19 protein-coding genes and 1 riboswitch are annotated in these 21,741 nt (G+C 35.5%); of the genes, 12 read left to right on the top strand and 7 right to left on the bottom strand.

Going from position 1 to position 21,741, the window contains the following annotated elements; genetic code table 11:
• Nucleotides 1-70: 70 nt before the first annotated feature.
• The 5 genes from EQ827_RS00155 to EQ827_RS00135 all read left to right on the top strand — a co-directional run bounded on the left by EQ827_RS00155 (nucleotide 71) and on the right by EQ827_RS00135 (nucleotide 4,698).
• Nucleotides 71-340, top strand: a complete 270-nt coding sequence (locus tag EQ827_RS00155) for a hypothetical protein (RefSeq protein WP_181188962.1) — start codon at nucleotides 71-73, stop codon at nucleotides 338-340.
• A gap of 244 nt (nucleotides 341-584) precedes the next feature.
• Nucleotides 585-2,399: an AAA family ATPase gene (locus EQ827_RS00150; RefSeq protein WP_181188961.1), complete on the top strand. Its 1,815-nt coding sequence runs from the start codon at nucleotides 585-587 to the stop codon at nucleotides 2,397-2,399.
• Between the two features lie 10 nt (nucleotides 2,400-2,409).
• Nucleotides 2,410-2,868, top strand: coding sequence for a hypothetical protein (locus tag EQ827_RS00145; RefSeq protein ID WP_181188960.1), 459 nt, complete (start codon nucleotides 2,410-2,412; stop codon nucleotides 2,866-2,868).
• Nucleotides 2,869-2,919: 51 nt separating this feature from the next.
• Nucleotides 2,920-3,861 carry a restriction endonuclease gene (locus tag EQ827_RS00140; protein ID WP_181188959.1) on the top strand — a complete coding sequence of 314 codons (942 nt, stop codon included), beginning with the start codon at nucleotides 2,920-2,922 and terminating at the stop codon, nucleotides 3,859-3,861.
• Between the two features lie 270 nt (nucleotides 3,862-4,131).
• Entirely contained in the window at nucleotides 4,132-4,698 is a 567-nt protein-coding gene (locus EQ827_RS00135; RefSeq protein WP_181188958.1) for an LOG family protein, read from the top strand.
• 129 nt (nucleotides 4,699-4,827) lie between these two features.
• Here the strand turns inward: EQ827_RS00135 and EQ827_RS00130 are convergent, their stop codons facing one another.
• On the bottom strand, nucleotides 4,828-5,784 hold the full coding sequence (locus tag EQ827_RS00130; RefSeq protein ID WP_181188957.1) for an NAD(P)-dependent oxidoreductase: 957 nt from the start codon (nucleotides 5,782-5,784) through the stop codon (nucleotides 4,828-4,830).
• A gap of 137 nt (nucleotides 5,785-5,921) precedes the next feature.
• On the opposite strand from EQ827_RS00130, the gene EQ827_RS00125 reads away from it, so the two are divergent.
• Together EQ827_RS00125 and EQ827_RS00120 are read left to right on the top strand one after the other, a co-directional pair.
• Entirely contained in the window at nucleotides 5,922-6,380 is a 459-nt protein-coding gene (locus tag EQ827_RS00125; RefSeq protein ID WP_181188956.1) for a MarR family winged helix-turn-helix transcriptional regulator, read from the top strand.
• A 24-nt stretch (nucleotides 6,381-6,404) separates the two neighbouring features.
• Nucleotides 6,405-7,820 (top strand): MDR family MFS transporter, encoded by a 1,416-nt coding sequence (locus EQ827_RS00120; RefSeq protein WP_258231757.1) that lies wholly within the window; start codon nucleotides 6,405-6,407, stop codon nucleotides 7,818-7,820.
• A gap of 72 nt (nucleotides 7,821-7,892) precedes the next feature.
• Here the strand turns inward: EQ827_RS00120 and EQ827_RS00115 are convergent, their stop codons facing one another.
• From EQ827_RS00115 to EQ827_RS00090, 6 genes are all read right to left on the bottom strand, one after another.
• A complete protein-coding gene (locus EQ827_RS00115) occupies nucleotides 7,893-8,318 on the bottom strand; it encodes an Hsp20/alpha crystallin family protein (protein WP_181188954.1) in 426 nt (141 codons plus the stop codon).
• Between the two features lie 95 nt (nucleotides 8,319-8,413).
• The gene (locus EQ827_RS00110; RefSeq protein ID WP_181188953.1) at nucleotides 8,414-9,076 is read right to left on the bottom strand and encodes an ABC transporter permease; all 663 of its coding nucleotides are present in this window, start codon (nucleotides 9,074-9,076) and stop codon (nucleotides 8,414-8,416) included.
• The gene (locus EQ827_RS00105) at nucleotides 9,076-10,014 is read right to left on the bottom strand and encodes an osmoprotectant ABC transporter substrate-binding protein (protein ID WP_181188952.1); all 939 of its coding nucleotides are present in this window, start codon (nucleotides 10,012-10,014) and stop codon (nucleotides 9,076-9,078) included. The genes EQ827_RS00110 and EQ827_RS00105 overlap by 1 nt, the downstream gene beginning before the upstream one ends.
• 11 nt (nucleotides 10,015-10,025) lie before the next feature.
• A complete protein-coding gene (locus EQ827_RS00100) occupies nucleotides 10,026-10,652 on the bottom strand; it encodes an ABC transporter permease (RefSeq protein WP_181188951.1) in 627 nt (208 codons plus the stop codon).
• A complete protein-coding gene (locus tag EQ827_RS00095; protein WP_181188949.1) occupies nucleotides 10,645-11,820 on the bottom strand; it encodes an ABC transporter ATP-binding protein in 1,176 nt (391 codons plus the stop codon). The genes EQ827_RS00100 and EQ827_RS00095 overlap by 8 nt, the downstream gene beginning before the upstream one ends.
• A 125-nt stretch (nucleotides 11,821-11,945) precedes the next feature.
• Entirely contained in the window at nucleotides 11,946-12,677 is a 732-nt protein-coding gene (locus EQ827_RS00090) for a TerC family protein (RefSeq protein ID WP_181188948.1), read from the bottom strand.
• Between the two features lie 196 nt (nucleotides 12,678-12,873).
• Nucleotides 12,874-12,971: riboswitch (TPP riboswitch) on the top strand.
• A 46-nt stretch (nucleotides 12,972-13,017) separates the two neighbouring features.
• Here EQ827_RS00090 and thiT (EQ827_RS00085) point away from each other — a divergent pair.
• From thiT (EQ827_RS00085) to EQ827_RS00065, 5 genes are all read left to right on the top strand, one after another.
• Nucleotides 13,018-13,581 carry an energy-coupled thiamine transporter ThiT gene (thiT, locus tag EQ827_RS00085; RefSeq protein ID WP_181188947.1) on the top strand — a complete coding sequence of 188 codons (564 nt, stop codon included), beginning with the start codon at nucleotides 13,018-13,020 and terminating at the stop codon, nucleotides 13,579-13,581.
• Nucleotides 13,582-13,599: 18 nt separating this feature from the next.
• Nucleotides 13,600-14,169 carry an energy-coupled thiamine transporter ThiT gene (thiT, locus tag EQ827_RS00080; RefSeq protein ID WP_181188946.1) on the top strand — a complete coding sequence of 190 codons (570 nt, stop codon included), beginning with the start codon at nucleotides 13,600-13,602 and terminating at the stop codon, nucleotides 14,167-14,169.
• A 106-nt stretch (nucleotides 14,170-14,275) separates the two neighbouring features.
• Nucleotides 14,276-15,289, top strand: coding sequence for a lipoate--protein ligase (locus EQ827_RS00075; protein ID WP_181188945.1), 1,014 nt, complete (start codon nucleotides 14,276-14,278; stop codon nucleotides 15,287-15,289).
• A gap of 291 nt (nucleotides 15,290-15,580) precedes the next feature.
• On the top strand, nucleotides 15,581-16,675 hold the full coding sequence (locus tag EQ827_RS00070; RefSeq protein WP_181188944.1) for a DUF871 domain-containing protein: 1,095 nt from the start codon (nucleotides 15,581-15,583) through the stop codon (nucleotides 16,673-16,675).
• Nucleotides 16,676-17,514: 839 nt separating this feature from the next.
• Nucleotides 17,515-21,723 carry a pectate lyase-like adhesive domain-containing protein gene (locus EQ827_RS00065; RefSeq protein WP_181188943.1) on the top strand — a complete coding sequence of 1,403 codons (4,209 nt, stop codon included), beginning with the start codon at nucleotides 17,515-17,517 and terminating at the stop codon, nucleotides 21,721-21,723.
• Nucleotides 21,724-21,741: the final 18 nt, after the last annotated feature.

Here is a 21,741-nt window from a genome sequence, read left to right as displayed (position 1 = left end):
AAAGCTTATTTGACTTGCTTTTTAGCTATTATATAATCAATTTAGGAAGTTTGAGGATGAGGTGTGCAATTTGCAAGAAGGAATATTCTTTCCCGATTTTTGGTCGAAAAAACAGGTTGAACATTGGCGAGATAGTTTTATCCCGAATAATTGCAATTTAACAATTAATACATATCAAGCAGCTGCAAAAGAGCAACTATGGCTGCCCTTAGATTGGCTGCGACAGTTATATTTAACTGATATTTTAGCTTTTCAGCATTTAACCCAACTTTTTTATTTGTTTGGTATTAATATGCGGACCAATTATGGTCAAGGTATTTTTAAGGGAGTACCATCATAAATAAAAAAATTATTATAATTGTTGATTAGAGGGTGGGTAATTGCATAACTAATTAAAAAACATTCATTTTAGATATTTTAACTGGTTATTTTTAGTAAATAATTTATCCAGGTCTGTCAGGTTCAATTTTAGAAAATCTTCAATAGCCAGTTAATGCAACTATAATTTATAATGTTATTGTCCAGCATGGGGATGAACCAGCTTTAAAAAAATTATGGACATTGTAGGATATGAGGAGGAGAAAATGCATTTAAACCAGTTAATCATGACTAATTTTCTGCAATTTCAAGATCGGCATAGTTTACACTTTGCGGAAAATACGTCTCAAAATGTAACTCTTATTTTAGGATCTAATCCAGAAAGCCAAACTGATATTTTTCGTGCGATTTTATTTGCTTTATTGGGGACAGCAGATTTTAATTTAGAAAAATATAATAAGCAGTTGATTAATGAGGACGCTTTAAATGCCCACCCCAAGTTAGCAGTTATTGCTAAAGTAGAATTAATATTTGAACAAGCGGGAATTCATTATGATATTATCCGGCGTATCCGCAGTGATAGTCCTCAACAAAAATGCTGGCTTGAACTTACAACAGCTAATAAAAAAGAAGTTATCACTACCCAAAAAGATATTAATCAAAAACTACAGGCAATTTTTCCAGCAGAGTTTCGTAACTTTTGGTGGTGTGATACAGAAAGTTGGCAAGCCTTAACCGCTGCTGATTCGACTAAAACACTCAATGTAAAAATGCAGCAAAATATCAAAAAATTAATTACCGCTAATGATAGTAAAGAAACAGTCACTTTAGCTCAGAAAATTAGTCACCAAATTCAATGGCTAGTCGGTAATGACACGAGGATAAATCAACCTTCATTGCGACAGCAACAACATGAACAAGAGCGTAAAGTCCAGCAATTGGAACAGCAGATTTCTTTGAGTGAACACAAAAAAAATCAAGCTCAAGGACAATTAACGATTGCTTGGCAATTACAATTACAGTATGCCCATAAACATAATCATGCAAAGTACAATGCTAATTATCAGCAACAATGGCAACAATTAACTGCTGCTAAAATGTCCCAAATGGCAGAGTGGGTGCGCTTAGGGGCTAATCAGTTGTTTGATATTTATGACTCCAATATCCGCTTTAAAATAAGCGAGATGCGGCACCATAGCAGTGAAACTATTGCTCCCGCCGTTTTTGAAAAAACTCTTCAAGATAACACATGCTATGTATGCGGCAGTGATCTTCAAGACGATTCTCCCGAACAAAATCATGTGAAAGAATTGCAGTCAACCTTCAGTGATATTAATTCAACAGCTCTTTTAAATCAAATTGAAGCCGGATTAGCTCAAGTAGGCCATAATCGCGCTTATTTTCAAAAACAGCAGCCACAAGCGCTCCAAGAATATCGAAATTGGTTAGCGAATAAACCTACTGCAGACCAGCACACTTCCGATTCGGAATCTATTGTTTCCGAGATTAAAGCAGAAGTAAATAAGTGGACACAGCAGTTAAATTTGGAAAATAATGAATTGCAAAAAGCACAAACTAAGTTAGCGGCTATCAAGCAAGAAGTAAGAGAATACGAGCAACAACGATCTTTGGTGCCGTTAAAGCAAGCGAACTTTTTAAAGCAGACTGCAAAAAGTTTAGCTACAATGAATTTACAAGATTTGTTAAAACTACAACAAACTATCCGTAAATTAGAATCGCAAATTCAGTCCACTATCACAATTAACCCACAACTGACAATGAATATAGCCTTTATTTTAGCTTTTACTTTATTATTTATGGAAACACAATCAGAAAAAATAGGATCATTCTTTATGATGCATCCATGTGACCAAGAAGCAGAACACTTTGATTATAAGCTCCTCAATTCCATATCCCACTTGGCTGATCAATTGGTTATCTTTTTAAAGACATCAGATTTAGATTCTAAGTCAAGAACAGAAATGGAAAAGATTACCGATCGAGTTTATTTATTAAATAATCCAATTTCTGCTAGTTCCACCAGTGTTGAAGAGTTACGCTCTCTATCATTTATTTTATAAGGAGAAAATTATGGCAGATTTATTTGATGGAAATAGAAGTATTACTTTAGATGTGGAATATAAGGTGGATTATCAAACTCTGCAAAAAGCTAATTTAAGTACAGCTGATATCTTTTTTTTGACAATGATTATTGGATGTCGTCAAAATCAAAAAATAACTCCGTCTACTCCTGCTGGCCCGAAGTTTAATACTTTAGAATTTTCTCCAGTGCAAAAAGACCTTGTGTACGGGATTATTTTAAATCAAGATGATATGGATTTAGATAAATTAGCTAATGACGAAATTATTGCGCAAATTTGGCGAACTTTTATTAGCTATGCTCAAGGAGGAATGCAGTGGCTAAGATCCCATACTTTTGCTGACAATCTCAATGAGCAGGGAGCTATTGAATTAGAGCCTGAGCTAGTACTTTTAAAATTGAATGAATTTTTACAAACGGAAAATGATGACAAAATAGCACCTTTTTAAATGTTTTGATAAATAATAAAATCTACAGATTATGCATATGGGGATTTAATAATGGAATTGCTGATTGATTATCACAGATTAAAATTGGGAAAGTATGGTATGCCAACTTGGGATGGTTTGTGTTACCCTACTTTGCTTTATCTTCAAGATCGACAAATACGTACTGGTCTAGAAATTAGACATGCAGTAGCTGATAGCATTGGCCTACCAGCACAATTGCGACAAAAATCCTATGATAATAGTAAGCAAACTACTAAAGTTATTGAAGATCGTGTTGGTTGGGCTTGCTCAGACATGTTTATAGCTAAAATGTTGCAGCGTCCTGAGAGGGGACATTATCAAATTACGCATTTAGGCTTACATTTATTAAAACAATACGGAATTAAAATTAATCGTCAAATTGTACATCGACAACCTGCATATTCCCAACATCGTCAAGCAGTAATATCTCAAAAACAAGCAAACGTCCAAGAAATTACAAGCGTTGATAATGTGACTGATATTGATCAAATGGTTCAGGAACTAAATAATCAAGTGGCAACGGAATTATTAACCTTAATTTTGAATAATGCACCTAATTTTTTTGAAAGTTTAGTTGTTGAGTTACTTAGTAAGATGGGGTATAAAGGTAAAAATGGTTCCTCTAAAGTAACTTCAATCAGTAATGACGGCGGTATTGATGGTATTATTAATCAGGATCCATTAGGTACACGGACCATTTATTTGCAAGCTAAACGTTATTCCCAAAATAATATTGTGGGTCGTCCAGAAATTCAAAAGTTTCATGGTGCTTTAGATGAAAAAAATGCTGATAGGGGTGTCTTTATTACTACTTCTGATTTTTCTCAAGGAGCACAAAACGCTGCAGAAAAATTGGGTATTATTTTAGTTAATGGACAAATGTTAGCTAATTTAATGATTAAATATTCTGTAGGTGTACGTGTGAAGAATCAATTTATGATTTATGATATTGACCGAGATTATTTTGAATAAGTTTTATATAATAACTAAACTGTTACACTTATAAATTTAATAAATAGTATTGTTAATAGTGATATTTTTATTACAGTTATATCAAGTTACTGTGATTATTACCTAATTGGTGATTAATAAATAATAAAAACCAACTAGAAATTTTTTTATCTAGTTGGAAAGAAAAAATGTATTAGCACTTTTTAACATAGAACTCTTTTAATCGATTTATTGCAAAGTTAAACTGTAATATAATAATCACATCTTCCAATAATTTTAAGGGGTTAAGATATGAAAAATATTGCAGTATATTGTGGAGCAGCAATGGGCAATGATAAAATTTATCAACAAGCTACCCTAGAATTAGCTGATTATTTAGTAGAACATAATCTAGGGTTAGTTTATGGCGGGGGTAGCGTTGGTTTAATGGGTCTTTTAGCTAAACGAGTTTTGCAAAGTGGAGGCCAAGTTCAGGGAGTAATAACACGAGAATTAGTTCAAAGAGGGGCGGCTTTAGTGGAGCTGGCTGATTTACAAGTAGTTAAAGATATGTCAGAACGTAAGCAACGCATGCTAGAATTATCAGATGGCTGTATTGCTCTTCCTGGCGGCCCTGGAACTCTAGAAGAGATTTCGCAATCTTTTTCGTGGACACGCTTAGGCGATTATACTAAACCTTGTGTTTTATACAACGTAGGTGGTTATTATGATTCCTTAAAAACAATGTTTCAGCAAATGGTAGCAAAGGATTTTTTAACGGCTAGAGAGTTAGACAAATTGTTGTTTTCAGATTCTTTAACTGAAATATTTGATTTCATAGAAAATTATCTCCCACCCCAAATCAGAACTTATAACTGATCAAAAGTAGATAAAAACGACTATCAAAGTCAATTTAATATTTAAAAAGCGACTGGAATATTATTGCTCCAGTCGTTTTTTGTCTTACTCATATATTTTAATACTGAGGGGATTGTAGATAATTATTATTTAATAACCCTTGTTAAAGTCAACTTGATTAATTGCAACAGTACCATCCTGATGGAAATACTGGAGATTTGTATGAAAAAGTTCTATTGCTTCCATAGTATATTCCGAATAAATACCAGAAATATGTGGTGAAATTAGTACATTACCCATTTGCCAAAGGGGATTATCGGCTGGCAGGGGTTCAGGATCCGTCACATCAAGAGCGGCAGCGCTTAGCTGCTGTTTTTTTAAGGCAGTAATTAAGTCAGCGGTATTGGTACTTGGACCTCGACCAATGCTGATGAATAGCGGTTGCTTGGTGAGATGCTTAAAGAAACCAGCATTAAAATAATCTTTAGTAGCACTAGTTAAGGGCATTGTATTAATGATGATTTGAGCATCAGCTGCTAATTGTAAGGAATCTTGAGTGCTGACAGTTTGTAAAAAATTAGCTGCAGGATGACCATTATGGTTTACTCCGCTAACCTGAGCTCCAAAGGCTTGCAACAATTCTGCAGTCCGGCTGCCAATATGTCCTGTACCAAAAATGACCACACGCTTATTTTTAATCAAATGGGATTTTCTTGGGGGCTTTTGCCAGGATTGGTGGCGGGCTGAATTAACTATTCCACGATAACTGCTGAGAATCATTCCTAAGATGGTTTCTGCGATAGGTTCAGCATGGAGACCTTTTAACGTTGTCAGTAAAATATGACTTTGTTGTAACTTTTTTAAGGGCAGGTAATCAATTCCGGCAGATAAAGCTTGTACCCAACGTAAATGACTATTAGGCAGCGCCAGAATCTTTTCAAGAATCTGCTGGTCATTTCCTACTAATACTTCTATTTGCTCTAATTGTTGGTCAGATAAGGCTGAATCTAAGTAAAAGAATTCATCTGACTTAAAATTTTTGGCAATTTTTTGTTTGATTTTTGCCAAATCAAAATTAATCGGCGGTGCTGCAATTAAAATTTTCATGAAAATCACCTCTAAAGAAAGCTTACGCTTTTGTTTTGGACGAAGCAAAATTAGATTAGAAGTTATAGATACTATAATTGGAATTATTCTTGCTATTTTGAAAATATGTAGTAAACTACGTATTTGAGGTGTTGATTATGAAAACTAATGAGATGAACAAACTAGGGCCTTTAATTAAAATTGCTAATACATTAGTAGAAAAAGAATTGAATCACGAAATGCATAATTTGTTTACAGAATTTAATTTAACGGGAACCCAAGTTGCTTTATTAACTTATTTGTATGAGGCGCGCAGCCGGACGGTTTCACAAAAGGAACTCGAAAAGGTTTTTGCAATCAGTCATCCAACAATTCGTAGCATTGTCAAGCGTTTAGAACAGCGGAATTTGATTAATATTGCCACATTAAAAAGTGATAAACGCCAAATCATTTTGTCCTTGTCTGCGAGAGGCTCAACTTTAATTGGTGATAATATTATGAATATTTATCAGATTATGACTAAAGTTAATCATAAGATCACGTTAGGCATGACAATAAGTGAGCAAGAGCAATTGACTGAAATCTTACAAAAAGTAATTCATAATTTTAACATGTAGCATGCTATATTTATGGAGGATATTATGCAGATCAATACTAAAAAGCGCAATATTATGATGATAATTTTGTTGGCTGGAGCTTTCATTTCATTATTAGCAGAAACTTTCTTAAATAATGCTTTAGTTACTATTATGCGCACATTTCAAGTGAGCCAAACTACCGTTCAATGGTTATCAACGGGGTATTTATTGATTGTTGGAGTGATGATACCTCTATCGGCGTGGATTTTTGAACGTTTTTCGACGCGCCGCAGCTATTTAGTAATGTTATTTATTTTTATTATTGGTTCCTTGCTTTGTTTGTCCGCTTCTAATTTTTATATTTTATTAGGTGGTCGACTGATTGAAGCTGTAGCAGCAGGAGCATTAATGCCATTTGTTCAAAACGTTATCTTAAAGTTATTTGCTCCACAGCAACGTGGGGTTGCTGTAGGCATGACGGGTTTGGTAATTGCTTTTGGTCCTGCCGTAGGTCCTACAATTTCTGGCATAATCTTAAAATATTATGATTGGCGTATGTTATTTATAATTTTGACAGTCGCTAGTACAATAGTTTTTTTATGTGCTTTTTTTGGGTTTTATAAAATAAATAATCCTCATAAAACCAATTTAGATTGGCTTTCTTTTGCTGAAGCAATTGTGGGTTTTGGGATGATTCTTTTTATTTTTTCTGAGATAGGTAATACTGGTAAAATAACGTTAATTGAAAGTGTCTTGTTTTTAATAGGGATTGTCTTTTTGATTTTATTTGGCAAACGACAGCTTCAATTGACGCAGCCTTTATTAAATATTAGGGTGCTTTTAAATCGTCAATTTAATTGGGCAACCACTCTTAGTACGCTTAGTAATCTAGCAATGGTGGGAATTGAATTAGTCTTACCATTATACTTGCAGACTACTAGAAATGAAACTGCCTTGTCAACAGGATTAATTATGATGCCTGGAGCAATTATTATGGGACTTTTTAACCCGCTTTCAGGTTATTTGTTTGATAAATTTGGTGTGAGAATTATTTCTTTTATAGGTTTTATTGCTCTATTGCTTGGTACGATTCCAATGGCCTTTTTTACGGCACATACTTCCATTTTACTCATAGTGTTCAGTTATGCTATTAGGATGATGGGGATTGCCTTAACAATGATGACGACCTTTACTGCTGGAATTAATGCTTTAGATGAAACCGACACAGCATATGGCAATGCTGTATCTTCGACTATTCGCCAAATTGGTGGTTCTTTAGGCACGGCCATTTCAATGACTATTGTAAGTTTAGGATCCTTGACAGCGACTAATAGAGGTTTATCCCCACAATTAGCTACTGAAATAGGTTATCACTGGACATTTGATTTTATGATAGTAATTGCGATATTAGGGATTTTAATTTCATTTAAGTTGCCAGTTAGCTGCAATTCTACAACAAAGCGAAGTACAATCATTTAAAGTCAATCTCTTTCACCAAACGAAAAAACGCATCTCCGGTATTAAACCGCGGATGCGTTTTTAAATGGTTTATTAATCAATTTGGATTTTAGTATCGTTATTTGGTAAATCATGAGTTTTTGGTAAGTTGATCTTTAAAGTGCCATCTTCGTACTTGGCAGAAATTTGCTGCCGGTCAACATCTGGAAGCCGATATTGACGACTAAAGCGACCATAAGAACGTTCATTCATAATCAAATTACCGTCTTTGTCACTGGCATGATTTAAAGAATTACGATGAGCCGAGACTGTTAATATATCATTATCATAGGTAATTGAAATATCTTTTTTATTCATATCGGGGAGGTCAATGACTACATCATAAGCCTTTTGCGATTCAGAAACGTCGGTTTTCATATTAGCAGCTGGGAAATCTGGGCCCCAATTATTGAACCAACGATCCATATTATTGAACATATCAAACATATCATTGCGACGATTCATTAAATTGTTTGCCATAACTGCTTACTTCCTTTCTTTCTTGGTACAACTATATATTAGTACCTCGAAGAAAAAGAGGCAAGTAATTAGCACTCTAAATTATCGAGTGCTAATTAGGAGTTTTTTAGGGCAGCAGGCTGGAGCCATTTTTCTAAAAAGTTTAAAACTGTATCAGTGATAATTGCCATAAAGGCTGTGGGCAAAGCTCCGGCAATGATTAAGGCAGCACCATTAGTGGCATTAATTCCACGAGTGATAATATCGCCAAGTCCCCCAGCTCCTACAAAGGAGCCGATAGCGGTAATTCCAATCGCGATGACTAAGGCACTCCGAATTCCTGCCATAATAATTGATAAGGATAAGGGCAACTGAATCATATACAGAATTTGCCATTTAGTCATTCCCATCCCTCTTCCAGAATCGATAATATTTGCATCAACATTGCTCATGCCCGTATAAGTGTTTTTAATAATAGGTAACAGCGAATATAAAAAGACAGTCACAATTACGGTATTTACTCCTAAGCCCAATCCCAGCATAATAATAGAAAGTAAGGCTAGCGAAGGAATAGTTTGAATTACATTGGCAATACTAATGACAAAGTCTGCCAGATGATGATTACGAGCCACATAAATGCCAATTGGAATCCCAATAATTGCGGCAAATAAAACACCGTAAATAGATACCAAAAAGTGGCGGCTAAATTGTTCCCAAACATACAGGCCATTATGTTGATAGTAATAGATTAATTGTTGCCAAGTGTTTAAATGAGCCATTATTTATCACCTCGAAAATAATTGTGTTGTACCAAAAATTGATGAGCCACTACTTGTGGTTCCAATAATTGATCATCAACTTGATAGTTTAAATGTCGCATGGTGTGAAGGTTAATTTTGCCGTCTAAGCGATGCAAAAGTGACTTTAATTGGGGATGCTCACGCAGCATGTAGTTATTTACAACTAAAGAACACTGATAGGGCGGGAAGAAGTGCTTATTATCTTGAAGCTGTTGTAGATGATAACTATCAATACGGCCATCAGTCGAATAACCCAAAACGACATCCATTTTATTAGCTGCTAGTGCTGAATAAACTAAGCCAATCTGCATGGGATGGGCACGTTTGAATTCAAAACCATAATAACGAATAAAGTCTTTATAACCGTCACCTTTGTGATTTAACCAGATAGAATCTACTCCCACAGAAAATTGTTGGGCTACTTTTTCTAGGTCGGATACTGTTTGTAAATGATATTTTTGTGCAGTTGCTTGCTTAACCATAAAGGCATAGGTGTCAGCAAAACCATAAGTCGGGTAATAAGTTTGATCATAGCGCTTTTTTAGTTCACGACGGACAATGCGGGTGGCTTTGTGTGCATCTTTGGTGGGTGGCAACTGTAAATTACCAGTTAATTCTGTACCGTTAAAAGAAGTCGCTTGAATATCCGCATTTTTGCGCACCAAAGCTTCATGCATCATTGAAGCTGACCCCATGTTATTTACAATAGAGGTTTGTAAATTCGTCTCATGTTCAATTAATTCGGAAATCATATAAGCTAAAATTTGTGATTCAGTACTAGTAGTAGCAGCTACGCGGACTGAATCGCTGTTTCTTTGTGCTGAAGTCAACCCCGGCAGTGTACAACCGGCTAATAAAGGTATGAGGATGAACATCATACTAAAAAGTATTAATAACTTAGTTAAAAATTTTTTCATTGAGAGCCTCCTCATTGTTTTGGAATCGGCGATAATCTATGTTCTATTTTACCTAATAAATAATCGGTCAAAATAGCTATAATAATTATTGGAATAGTACCGCCAAGGATTAGGTCAGTTTGGAATAAATCCAAACCATTAAAAATAAAATCTCCGAGACCGCCCGCACCAATATATGAGGCTAAAGTTGACCACGATATTACATAAACAGCTGAGAGGCGAATACCGCCCATAATGACTGGCATTGCCAACGGAACTTGCACTTTGAAAGTTAATTGAGTATTGGTCATTCCTAAACCCTTGGCGGAATCGACGACATTGGGATCTACTCCTTGCATGCCAATGTAAGTGTTTCTTAAAATTGGCATTAGGCTGTAAATAAATAGCGCAATAATTGCAGGTAAGGCACCAATACCAAAGATAGGAATCATTAAGGCTAGAATAGCTAAAGCCGGTATAGTTTGCAGCATGCTAGAAATACCCATCACCAATTGTGCAACTTTAGGAAAATGAGCTAAAATAATCCCCGCAGGAACGGCCACTAAGATTCCTAAGCCTAAGGAAATTGCTGCAATATAAATTTGTTGCCAGGTTTTTAAAATTAATTCTGAACCATGTGCTGCTAAAAAATCACTCATGCTTGTCAGCTCCTTGAATATTACCTTCTGTACTGCCCCAAATAGTGCTATAAACTAAGTTCACCAATGCTGAGCGCGTAACAATACCGACTAACTTGTCTTGGTGATCAACAACGGGGACATAGGTCATATTTCCTTGTAAAATTTTGCCAGCGTAATCGCGCAAATAAGAATCAGGATGGAGCGTAGCTAGCTTGGTTTCCAAAATATCGCTAACACTGTCAACATGGTGATAGCGCTTGTCTAATTTACTTACGCTAATAAAGCCTTTGAGGTGATTAGAATCATCAGTAACCAAAAGTGTGTCTACATGACGGTTTTTCATCACTGACAAGGCCTGAGTTAAGCTAGCGCCAATATTAATCTTAACGGGGTCTGTCAACATGATTTCGCCTACTTGGACGGTATAATGCTGGGCTTCTTCTAGGCGATCTTCCCCCAAAAGATTTTTGACAAATTCATTAGCAGGCTGATGCAAGATATTTACAGGTGTGTCATCTTGAATGACTTTGCCTTCATTCATAATTACCATTTGTGTTGCTAATTTTAAGGCTTCATCCATATCATGAGTGACAAAAATAATCGTCTTATCTAGCTGTGTTTGCAGTTTTTTTACAAAATCTTGTAAAGTTTCACGAGTAATGGGGTCCAATGCTCCAAAGGGTTCATCCATTAATATTAAGTCCTGATCAGCTGCTAAAGCCCGCAGGACGCCGACACGTTGCTGCTGTCCCCCCGAAAGTTCAGCTGGATAACGGTTTAAAAACTCTGTTGGTAGTTCGGCCAGTTGAATTAATTCTTGAACTTTTTGTTCAATTTTATCCTCGGACCACTTTAAGAGTCGGGGGACAATGGTAATATTATCTTTGATAGTCATATGTGGCATTAGGCCATTGCTTTGGATAACATAGCCAATATGTCGCCTGAGGTTGACCGGATTAAGATTTTTAACATCTTGGCCGTTGACCAAAACGGTTCCCTTAGTGATTGGGTTCATGCGATTAATCATCCTCATCAAAGTGGTTTTACCTGATCCTGAGGTGCCGATTAAGCAACAAAAAGCTCCCCGAGCAATTTTTAGATTGATGTCACTCACGGCTGGTAATTGGGATTTATTGTAAATCTTAGTTACATGGCGAAATTCTACGCAAGCTGTATCTTCAGTCATTAAATCAACTTCCTTTCTTTATTAAGAAAGTTATCCTCGAAAAGAAAACGCTTTCTTTGAAAATTACACAAAATAAATCACTTGACTGAATTCGACAAGCAATTTAGAGTTTGATCAATATTAAATTATTGTTTGCGCCGCCGCCAAAAATGAATGGCGAAAGTAATAATAAAAGCAATAACTAATACTAATGTAAAAATGGTGTTTGGTATTTCTACATCAATAGCGGGAATTGTTAAGAAGAGTTTAATTGCTATAAAAAAGATGAGCGCATAAGCCATCGGTTCCAATTCGGGTATTTTATTCATTAACCCCATGATAGCTTCTGCCACACCTCGCATGGCGATAATACCAACAATGCTGCCAATTAAAATGATGACCGGATTATTCGAAATAGCAATTAACGTTAGTACGGAGTCTAGAGAAAACATAATATCAGTAAACTCAATAGAAATTACCACTTGCCAAACTGGAGATAGGCCTTTAATTTTGAACATTTTGAAATGTTTTTTCTTGTGGGTCAACTTTTCATAGAAAAAATGGAGTGCCATATAGATTAGGTAAAGTGACCCTAAGATTTTTATCCACCAGAGTTCAATTAAATAAGTGCCAATTCCAATCACTAGAAAACGAAAGACAAAAGCACCCCAAATACCATAAAATAAAGCTTCTTCTTGGTGCTTACGCTGGGTAAGCGTATGGGCTTGAGCTGCTAATACAATGGAATTGTCTACTGACAATAAGCATTCCATAATTACTAATGAAAGGATTAACAACCAATCATTAGGCGAAGTAATCACCGTTTGCCAATTGTGCAGATCAAAGAATGGTCGGTAAAGATTAATTAGAAAGTCCACATTTTCTCCTCAAACTCTAAAATTTCTTGTTGCTAATTTAATTATACCAAAAATTTCATAGTTATGTTTTTCTGGAAACAAGGTACCAAATTACGGCAACTAAACATAGTATAACGCTAATTTAAAAACTTGGTTTAAGTAAACCGCTTGCTCTTTGAATGAATTCAGTGTATGTTAATAATAAATAATTGAATAATCATCGCAAAAGGGGAGCTATTAAGCTGAGAGTGATTAAGTTCAGACCCTTGGAACCTGTTTGTTAGTACAAGCGTAGGGATTTGTGATGGGTGCAGTGGCACTCTTTTTTGCGAGGTAATTCAAGCAAGGAGAGTGTTTTTTTATGTCTAAAACTAAATTAACGGTAACTATTGAGGGGGCAATAATTGCGGCTTTAGCAATGGCCTTAACTTATCTACCCCATACTATTGGATTATCTTTTCAATTTCAATATGGAATTATTCCTTTAATTATTTATGCTTGGCGGCGCGGGTTTAGAGCTGGGGTAAGTGCTGGAGTAGTCTGGGGTTTGTTAGATTTGGTTTTACGTGGCCTAAGTAAGGGTGAGATTGTTAATATTTGGCAAGGACTGCTAGAGTATCCGATTGCCTTTGGTGTTTTAGGTATTGCTGGCTTGTGGTCTCACCAAATTCAAATGAGTATAGATAATAAAACACGACAATTTAGCTTCATGTTGTTGAGCAGTTTAATAGCAGTTTTTAGCAAGTATTTCTGTCATTTTATTGCAGGTGGCATTGTCTGGGGGATCTATGCTCCTAAATCGATGAATCCCTGGGTTTATTCCTTACTAACTAATGGTGGCAGTGCGGTAGTCAATGTTGTAATGGTAGCAGTAGTTGTCTTTTTATTGCAAGGTGTGCTTAAGCAATTATTAGTGGGTAAATAAATAATAGGAGTGATAATTTTGAAAACACAAAATCAAACTACTGTGACAGTTGAAGGGGCAATCATTGTTGCTTTAGCAACTGCTTTAACTTATATACCCAATAGTTTTGGGGTTTCATCTATTGAACTGCAATATGGTACTATACCCGTAGTTATTTATGCTTGGCGGCGGGGTTTGCGTGCTGGTGCAGTTGCTGGGATGGTCTGGGGTATTTTAGAAATGCTATTATTCGCTTTGAGTAATGGCTCAGTCGTCAATCCTTGGCAAGGACTACTAGAATATCCCATTGCTTTTGGTGTTTTAGGCTTAGCTGGCTTGTGGTCATCCGTGATTCAAACTGACTTTCAGCAGCACCGCTCGGTGTACTCAATCATGTTGTTGAGTAGTTTGGTAGCCATTTGCAGTAAATATTTATTACATTTTATTGCCGGTGGTATTGTTTGGGCCGCTTATGCTCCTAGGTCGATGAATCCGTGGCTTTATTCTTTAATTATTAATGGTGGGAGCGCCATAGCGAATATTATCATGGTGGCTTTTGTTTTGCTTTTGTTAAAAAGATTTTTAAAGCGTTTAGTGATAGTTAATTAGCACTAGATATTTGAAAACTATTTCACAAGACGTGATTTTTAATAATTATTTCAAATAAGGTATAATATTATTGAAACCGTTTCAATAATTAAGGAGGAATTGACTAGTGTATTACGTGGTAATGAAGTCTAATGATATTCGTGATAATTTGGCGACTGAACAGTATTTAATGAATAATAAGAATTTTGATGAGCCTTTAGTGTTGTTTTATATTGAAAGTCCGTGCATTATCGTAGGGCGCAATCAAAATACCATTGAAGAACTAAATAATGAATATGTGCGCGAACACAACATTGTAGTTACAAGAAGACTTTCCGGTGGGGGTGCTGTCTATCAAGATTTAGGAAATTTATGTTTTAGTTTTGTGGTCAATGCTGCTGATGAGCAATTTGGCGACTTTAAAAAGATTGTTAGCCCGATGGTCGAAGCTCTACATAAATTGGGAGCTGTCGGGGCTGAGGTATCCGGTCGTAATGATATTTTGATTGATGGTAAGAAATTTTCCGGTAATGCTATGTATACTAAAAACGGTAAAACATTCTCCCACGGTACTTTGTCCTATGATGTTGACTTAGATGTATTAACGAGGGCTTTACATGTTAATAAAGATAAGATTGAATCTAAGGGCATTAAGTCAATTCGGAGTCGAGTAACTAATATCCGGCCATATTTGGCAGAAGAATATCAAGACTTAACCACTGAACAATTTCGAGATGTGTTATTGATGAGTTTATTTGATGCTGATAATTTAGATGAAATTAAAGATCATGAGTACCAAATTACTACGGAAGATCAAGTACAAATTAATAAAATAAAAGAGCAATATTACTATAATTGGGATTGGGTTTATGGGCATTCACCGGAATTCACAGTGAAAAAGCGTAAACATTTTGACATGGGAACAATTGATGCGCGTTTTCAAGTGCAGCATGGTAAGATTAGTGCAGCTCGCTTTTATGGTGATTTCTTTGGTGCGAGTGATGTCGGTGAATTAGAACAGAAGTTAATCGGAATTAACTATGACTATGATAGTTTGAAACAAGTTTTCGCAGAAAACAATTTAACCCAGTACTTTAATGGAATTGATCCAGCAGCTGTTTTAGATTTGGTTCAGCCCTAATTTGTGAAAAATAAGAAAAAAGCCAGCTTTGATCACTACCAAAGCTGGCTTTTTTCTGGATGGCTAATAATTGCAGAACTATTAAAATTTAATATGGAACTGATTGGTTTTGACTAGTGGTTGTTTTCTGATAGCATCCTAACTGTTAAACAAAGTGTTGATTTAAGACCTGCTTAATTTTGTGCAGGGGTGAATTTGTTACGTCTAAATTTGCTAGTGTAATTAGCAGACTATTATCTTAATTTACTATATAATGAAAAGGTAAACAAATAAACTTTGAGGTGACAATTAATGCGGATGTTAGGAGTTTCTGTTTATCCCGAACAATCTAGTTTTGCCAAGGATAAAGAATATTTAGATTTAGCCCATAAGTATGGCTATCAGCGAGTTTTCACATCTTTATTACAATTAGTTGGTGATGATGGCGAAGATATTTTAGCTAAATTTAAGCAGGTAGTTAATTATGCTAATTCTTTAGGAATGAAAGTAATCGTTGATATTAATCCAAGTTTATTTTCATCATTAAATATTAAATATGATGATTTGGCATTTTTCCATGAATTAAATGTCTGGGGGTTGCGCTTGGATGAAGGATTCAGCGGTTTAGAAGAAGCCCAGATGACCCGCAATCCTTATGGCTTAAAAATTGAGCTGAATATGAGTCGCGGAACGCATTATTTGCAGCAAATTATGGATTATGCACCTAATCCAGATAATCTATTAGGCTGTCATAACTTTTATCCGCAAGCTTACACCGGATTAAGTGAAGAATTATTTATAGAGTATTCGCAATTATATCGTAAATTTAATATTCATAGTGCGGCGTTTGTTTCTTCTCATGCTGCCACTACAGGGCCTTGGCCTGTAAGTGAAGGTTTGCCGACACTGGAAAGTGACCGCCACCGTCCCGTAACTTCCCAAGTTAACCATTTGGTATTAACTAACATGGTAGATGATGTAATTATTGGTAATGCTTATGCATCAGAAGCAGAACTGCAGGAGATTGCAGTGGCCTTTAAGGCTCCAGAACCGTTCTTACAAATAGAATTAAATGATAATATTAATGGCACTGAAAAGAATATTGCTCTGAATGAATTACAATTATATCGCGGTGATGCTTCGGCATACTTATTACGTTCGACAATGTCGCGGATTAAGTATAAAGATGAAATCATTCCCGCACATGATAATGAAGGCGACTTTCAGCGCGGTGATGTAATTGTTGTTAATGATAAGTATGCGCGCTACAAGGGTGAACTCCAAATTGCCTTATGTGCTTTCCCTAATGATGGTCGGCGGAATGTGATTGGTCATCTTGCTGCTAGTGATTTGGCATTGTTAGATTATATTAAACCGTGGAGCAGTTTTAAATTGGTTGAAAAATAAATTATTTATAAGTAACAAAAAGAAATCCGTAGGGGATGTACTGCCTTTGCGGATTTTGTGTTGTGAAATTCCAATATAATCTGTTTTTCCGTATCTCTATAAATATATTGCGTTTATATAATCTAACATAATAATATTCATAAGGGAGAAGTTTACATTTTATAATCTCCATATAAATTACTTTTACAAATAATTATAGAATCTGCGCCATATTTAATAGTTATATTTTTTAAGTACATTGGGAGTTGTAATAAAGCGCGTTGTTGGTTAAAATTAATTGGTCTGACATAGGATTTACTTCTTTAGTAGTAGTTGACTAAAGTGTAGCCTAGTCAGGCTTTTTTATTAACTAGAACCACGGGTAATATAAATAAAAGAGATTATCTTGCTCCATTTCAAAATATTAAACTTAAAAAATATTATAGTAGCCACGGCTAGTAGGCTTTTATTGGCCTCCTTTAAGGAGCCTTTTGTGTAGTGCAGGTCCTTCTAAGGTTAATAAAAGCTAAGTTGGATAATTGCTGCACTGGTTTTGTAAATAAGATTAAGTAATTGTCATTCAGAAGCAGTTCTTTAAAAGATAATTTTATTACTGCTAGGCAGGAGCTAGAGGCGATCCGGCAAATAAATTGCAAAAAAAATATATCTTTGTTAACGTAATTAATAGGTGGATCACGTTAAATAGCAGATAGTCAGATTTCTAAATTGGGATAGTTCCCATTATATTTGTTTATTTGCACAATAATAAAACTGAGGCAATTATTGTCCCAGTTTTTAAATATAGGCTATCTTTTTACATGAAAGCGTTACTTATTAATTATATGGAGGAAATATATCTCATGTTGAAAACGGCTGGTAAATTATCATTGTTTATAACACTAATGATGACGTGTACATTATTTATGGTAACTGCTGTGCAAGCACATACAGATAGTGTAACCAATCAAATAGTCCAAAATCCTTTTCATGTGTTAAGTAGTTATAATAATTCCTTTAGTAATTTTCAGTCGCGCTCACTAGTACCGGCGTTTCCTAACACTGGTGATTATGCACTTGAGACTAATCCTGATGGACAGGCTACTGCTTATGTTAAGAATTCCAAACAATTCTTGCATGCTGTTTATGGTGACAATAATGGCAATGTAGTACATAACATGGGTATTAGGAGAGCGCCAACTACAATTACTAAAATTGTTTTATGTGCCGATATTGATATTCCTAATACTAGTTTTAATCCGCGTAATCCGCAAACTGATGATATCTATTTGGATGGTAAATTATTGAGATTTGATGGTGCCTATGGCTTTACTGGTGCCTTTGGCAGTTATAGTGGTATGAATCGTTATCGAATGGATCTTAATCGTGTAAGTGATAAATTAATCTTGGATGGTCAAGACCCTATTACAGGTACTAATCATTTTTTAAACCTGGGGAATGTGAGTCTCACTACTTCGAATGTCAGGGATGCACGGCCTTTAACGGCAACAATTCAAAATATGGTTATTTACGGTACTAGTTATTATGGAATTATTGATGCCATAAATGGTGAGACTAAAGAAAATTTTGATAATGTTACTTATTACGGTTCACAATTGTTATGGAGCCGAGGTAATGTGGATATTAAAATCAAAAATAAGGTAACAGCTTATTCTTTGAACTCTTATATAGGTCCGGACCATAATGAATATACTTGTTTTGGAAATGGTCGTCAGCAAAACATTGAAGCTCATAATATTACTTTTACTGAAGGCTGTAATTATTATGGTTATACCTATAATGGGAATGGACTGCAATTGACTGGCGATGCTACCCTGGAAAATGGTGCACAAGTTGAATTACACCCACATGGTGCTAGCCCCGAAGCTATTAATCAAGGTAATGTGGGAGGAATGTCTTATGGGATTTTGATGAATCGTAATAGTGATGGGGAACCAACATTAAAATTAAATGGGTCAGCTAAATTAAAAATTGTCTGTGATGCAAAAGATGCTGAAATTCCAATGATTACTACTGATGCCCCCAGCACATCACAACCTTGCGGAGCTATCTATATTGATAGTAAAGCTGCCCAATTATTATTTAATAAGCAAGCAGAAAGTAATAGTGTTAACACATATCCGCAATTAGAAGTAATCAGTGATGGCCAAATTATTGGTAGTAAGCCGCTTGTCTATTTCAAATCGGGAAATGCTCAGTTACATCAAGGAGCTTTCAGTATTCAAGCTAATAACTTAGGTAAGTATGATACTCATGGTAGTAACACTACTGGAGGCGGCTTAATGAGTGTTGGTTCTGATATGAGAATAGATGTGCGGACGGGCGGCCGATTTAGCATTGTAGTGGGCGATGGGCATGATGATAATTCTCCGCTGAACTTACTCTATTCCAGTGGTAAAATTCACGTAAATATTGTTAACCCAGCGGATGTCACTTTGGATTTACGTAAAGATCCTTGTCAAGCCAGCGCTTTAGTATACGCTGATGGGGGAGGCAGGGCTTATAAAGTGCCACGCGATGTTAATATTCCTAAAAAAGGTAATGATAATTATACAATTCCTAGTGGAACCAATGTCGTTGTTTCACCTGAGCTTTTATATAAGCTTGTCTATGCACTCACTAATAGTGCCACGAGTGCTAATACTATTAGTAGAGCTTATGGTAGTGACTCTAACTCTGATATACAAGTTTATAATGCACGTATGCGTGCGGAGGGTAATAATGCTGGCTCTCTTAGTGGTAAGCAACTTAACGGTTTTAACATTCAAGGACCAAAGGGTCCAGAAAATGATATTAAAATAGGTATGGACAAAGATGGTCCTGTGCGTATACAAAGAGTTGAGCTACCTTTCACTAAGAATTTAATTGATCCTATTTTATTTGCGGATAACAAGAAGATTATTCAATCTACCAAAGAAGATGGTTTGGATAAGCTTAAGGATGCCATGTTTGCAATGTTAGGAAAGCAATTTCGTTATATCAATATGTCAGATTTACCTGGTCCTTCTATGAGTTTAAATAAAGATTCTAAGATTTATCCTTATAATAATTTAAATTCCATTGCTTCTAATTCTAATAGTAGTGATTATCTGGTTAATGCACGACTGGGTGGAGATGAATGGATGGACTATCAGCAAGATAAAAAATCTACCGAGTTTGATCAGCAACCTCCTTTAATCCGGGTTCAGATTAAGCGTGTTAAGGCTGGGGTTACTAAGCCAATTTCTGAGGCTGACTATGATTATTATGATTTGGGAACAGAAGTTAATCTGAAAGAAGCTCAGCAAAAGGCTAATGCCAATATCACTCCACCACAATTAGCAGAATTAACTAATCCAGTAACACCGAATATATTAGATGATAATACTGGTTATCTGAGCTTAGAAGTTCCCGATCCTAATAATTCGCTGGGAACAGTCCCTAATCCTAATTTAGGTCGACCTCTTCAAAAATATAAAAACGAGAATTCAACGGATATTGCTGTAGATTTTGAAAAACAGCATCCAAAGTATTTGAAGTCATCTGAAGTAAAATGGGATGATACCGGTTGGGATGCCAATCTCAGCGGCCCGAATGCTTCCAATGAATTACGGCATAAGTTACAATATAATCTAAGTTATCTCATTCGCCAATATAATAGGGATCATCCTTCTGCACCTTTGCAGTTAGTCGGCAATGACCAAATTATTACTAGTGCAGTTACTAATTTTCAGTCTGCACCCTTGCAGACTACTTATGTGCGTAATTTGTTCATGTCTATTGACAAAAATCAAAGCAACGAGTTTTTAACAGGTGAAGATGTAAAAATTCCAATCTATTATTATGACGGTGATAATAATTTTCCAAGTTCTGTTAAGCCTATGTTAACGTTAGCAGGGCAATCAGATGTCGACGCTAATGGATCCAGCGGTAAGCTTATAACCAGTAATATTAAAAATATTAAGTTGAGAGAAAGGACTAAGGATTATTTTAATATTGGTAATTCTTCAACAACAGGTAAGCACAAAGTTCAATTTACTTCTCAAGATAATGCCAATCCTGTTAATCCAGCTTATGATGATAGTCAAATAAATAATAAGATTGACGGTGATACTTTTACATGGGAATATACTGTATTGCCTTATCCTAAATATAAAGGCGAACAAAAAGTTAATGGTCAAAAACATGAACTTAGTAATGAAGCACCCATTCCAAGAGGAGTTGAGCCAGTCGAAACTATTTTTAACACCAACACAGCAACACCAGGATTGGATTGCATTTCTATTGGTCAAGAAGATGTTGATTCTAATAGTACCAGTATTAATGCATCTAATATTATGAAAGATGCAACAATTGCAGTTCTTGATAAAGATGGCAGGCAACTGGGCATACATGATTTTAAGTTCAATGCTAAATATCTTCCCAAAGACTTTGGACTTACAGATTTGAAATTTCCCGAAAGGGCCCAATTTAAAATAAATTATAATGTTAAATTCTCCGGTAATAATATTGTTCAGGCTAAAACTCTTGCTGATGTTCTACATGTTCATCCGGCTGATTCTAATCATGATAATTTAGTCTTGAGTCAAAGCAATCAGAATTTTTATAAAATAGATGGGTATTTAGTGCTTAGTGTTCCTGACCAGATTGACTTTGGAATTTTTGCAGTAAGTGGCATGCCGAGGAAGATATTACCTCTAAATAATTCAATTACTGATAATAGATATGGTAATTTGAGTGTTCATAACCACACTACTAGTGATCAAAAGGTTACCGTAACTGGGATCATGGAAAATTATGTTTCAAGCATTAATACTAGCCCGTTAAATTATTTTTATTATTTGACTGATGATCCGTTATCCCACAATACTGCTATTGCTAGTGGTGATAAATTTACAGTATTGAAAGAAAAAACAATTTCACATGGATCAAACAACAACACCTTGAAAATTTCCGATAATTGGGATAAAAATCATGGCCCCCTTTTAAAAATTCCAGCAAATACTCATTTTCCAGCCAAACAACATAAGGCTAAGATAACTTGGGAACTTACCACTACCTTGCAACCATAATTATTAGGAATTAAAAAT

Source organism: Bombilactobacillus bombi, from assembly GCF_013607485.1.
GTDB classification, from domain to species: domain Bacteria; phylum Bacillota; class Bacilli; order Lactobacillales; family Lactobacillaceae; genus Bombilactobacillus; species Bombilactobacillus bombi_A.
This window is presented reverse-complemented; position numbering and strand designations above follow the sequence as displayed.

Bases quoted from the DNA above. Each gene is read 5' to 3' on its own strand.
- EQ827_RS00150 (WP_181188961.1), top strand. From the start codon at position 585: ATGCATTTAAACCAGTTAATCATGACTAATTTTCTGCAATTTCAAGAT.
- EQ827_RS00145 (WP_181188960.1), top strand. From the start codon at position 2,410: ATGGCAGATTTATTTGATGGAAATAGAAGTATTACTTTAGATGTGGAA.
- EQ827_RS00140 (WP_181188959.1), top strand. From the start codon at position 2,920: ATGGAATTGCTGATTGATTATCACAGATTAAAATTGGGAAAGTATGGT.
- EQ827_RS00135 (WP_181188958.1), top strand. From the start codon at position 4,132: ATGAAAAATATTGCAGTATATTGTGGAGCAGCAATGGGCAATGATAAA.
- EQ827_RS00130 (WP_181188957.1), bottom strand. From the start codon at position 5,784: ATGAAAATTTTAATTGCAGCACCGCCGATTAATTTTGATTTGGCAAAA.
- EQ827_RS00125 (WP_181188956.1), top strand. From the start codon at position 5,922: ATGAAAACTAATGAGATGAACAAACTAGGGCCTTTAATTAAAATTGCT.
- EQ827_RS00120 (WP_258231757.1), top strand. From the start codon at position 6,405: ATGCAGATCAATACTAAAAAGCGCAATATTATGATGATAATTTTGTTG.
- EQ827_RS00115 (WP_181188954.1), bottom strand. From the start codon at position 8,318: ATGGCAAACAATTTAATGAATCGTCGCAATGATATGTTTGATATGTTC.
- EQ827_RS00110 (WP_181188953.1), bottom strand. From the start codon at position 9,076: ATGGCTCATTTAAACACTTGGCAACAATTAATCTATTACTATCAACAT.
- EQ827_RS00105 (WP_181188952.1), bottom strand. From the start codon at position 10,014: ATGAAAAAATTTTTAACTAAGTTATTAATACTTTTTAGTATGATGTTC.
- EQ827_RS00100 (WP_181188951.1), bottom strand. From the start codon at position 10,652: ATGAGTGATTTTTTAGCAGCACATGGTTCAGAATTAATTTTAAAAACC.
- EQ827_RS00095 (WP_181188949.1), bottom strand. From the start codon at position 11,820: ATGACTGAAGATACAGCTTGCGTAGAATTTCGCCATGTAACTAAGATT.
- thiT (WP_181188947.1), top strand. From the start codon at position 13,018: ATGTCTAAAACTAAATTAACGGTAACTATTGAGGGGGCAATAATTGCG.
- EQ827_RS00070 (WP_181188944.1), top strand. From the start codon at position 15,581: ATGCGGATGTTAGGAGTTTCTGTTTATCCCGAACAATCTAGTTTTGCC.
- EQ827_RS00065 (WP_181188943.1), top strand. From the start codon at position 17,515: ATGTTGAAAACGGCTGGTAAATTATCATTGTTTATAACACTAATGATG.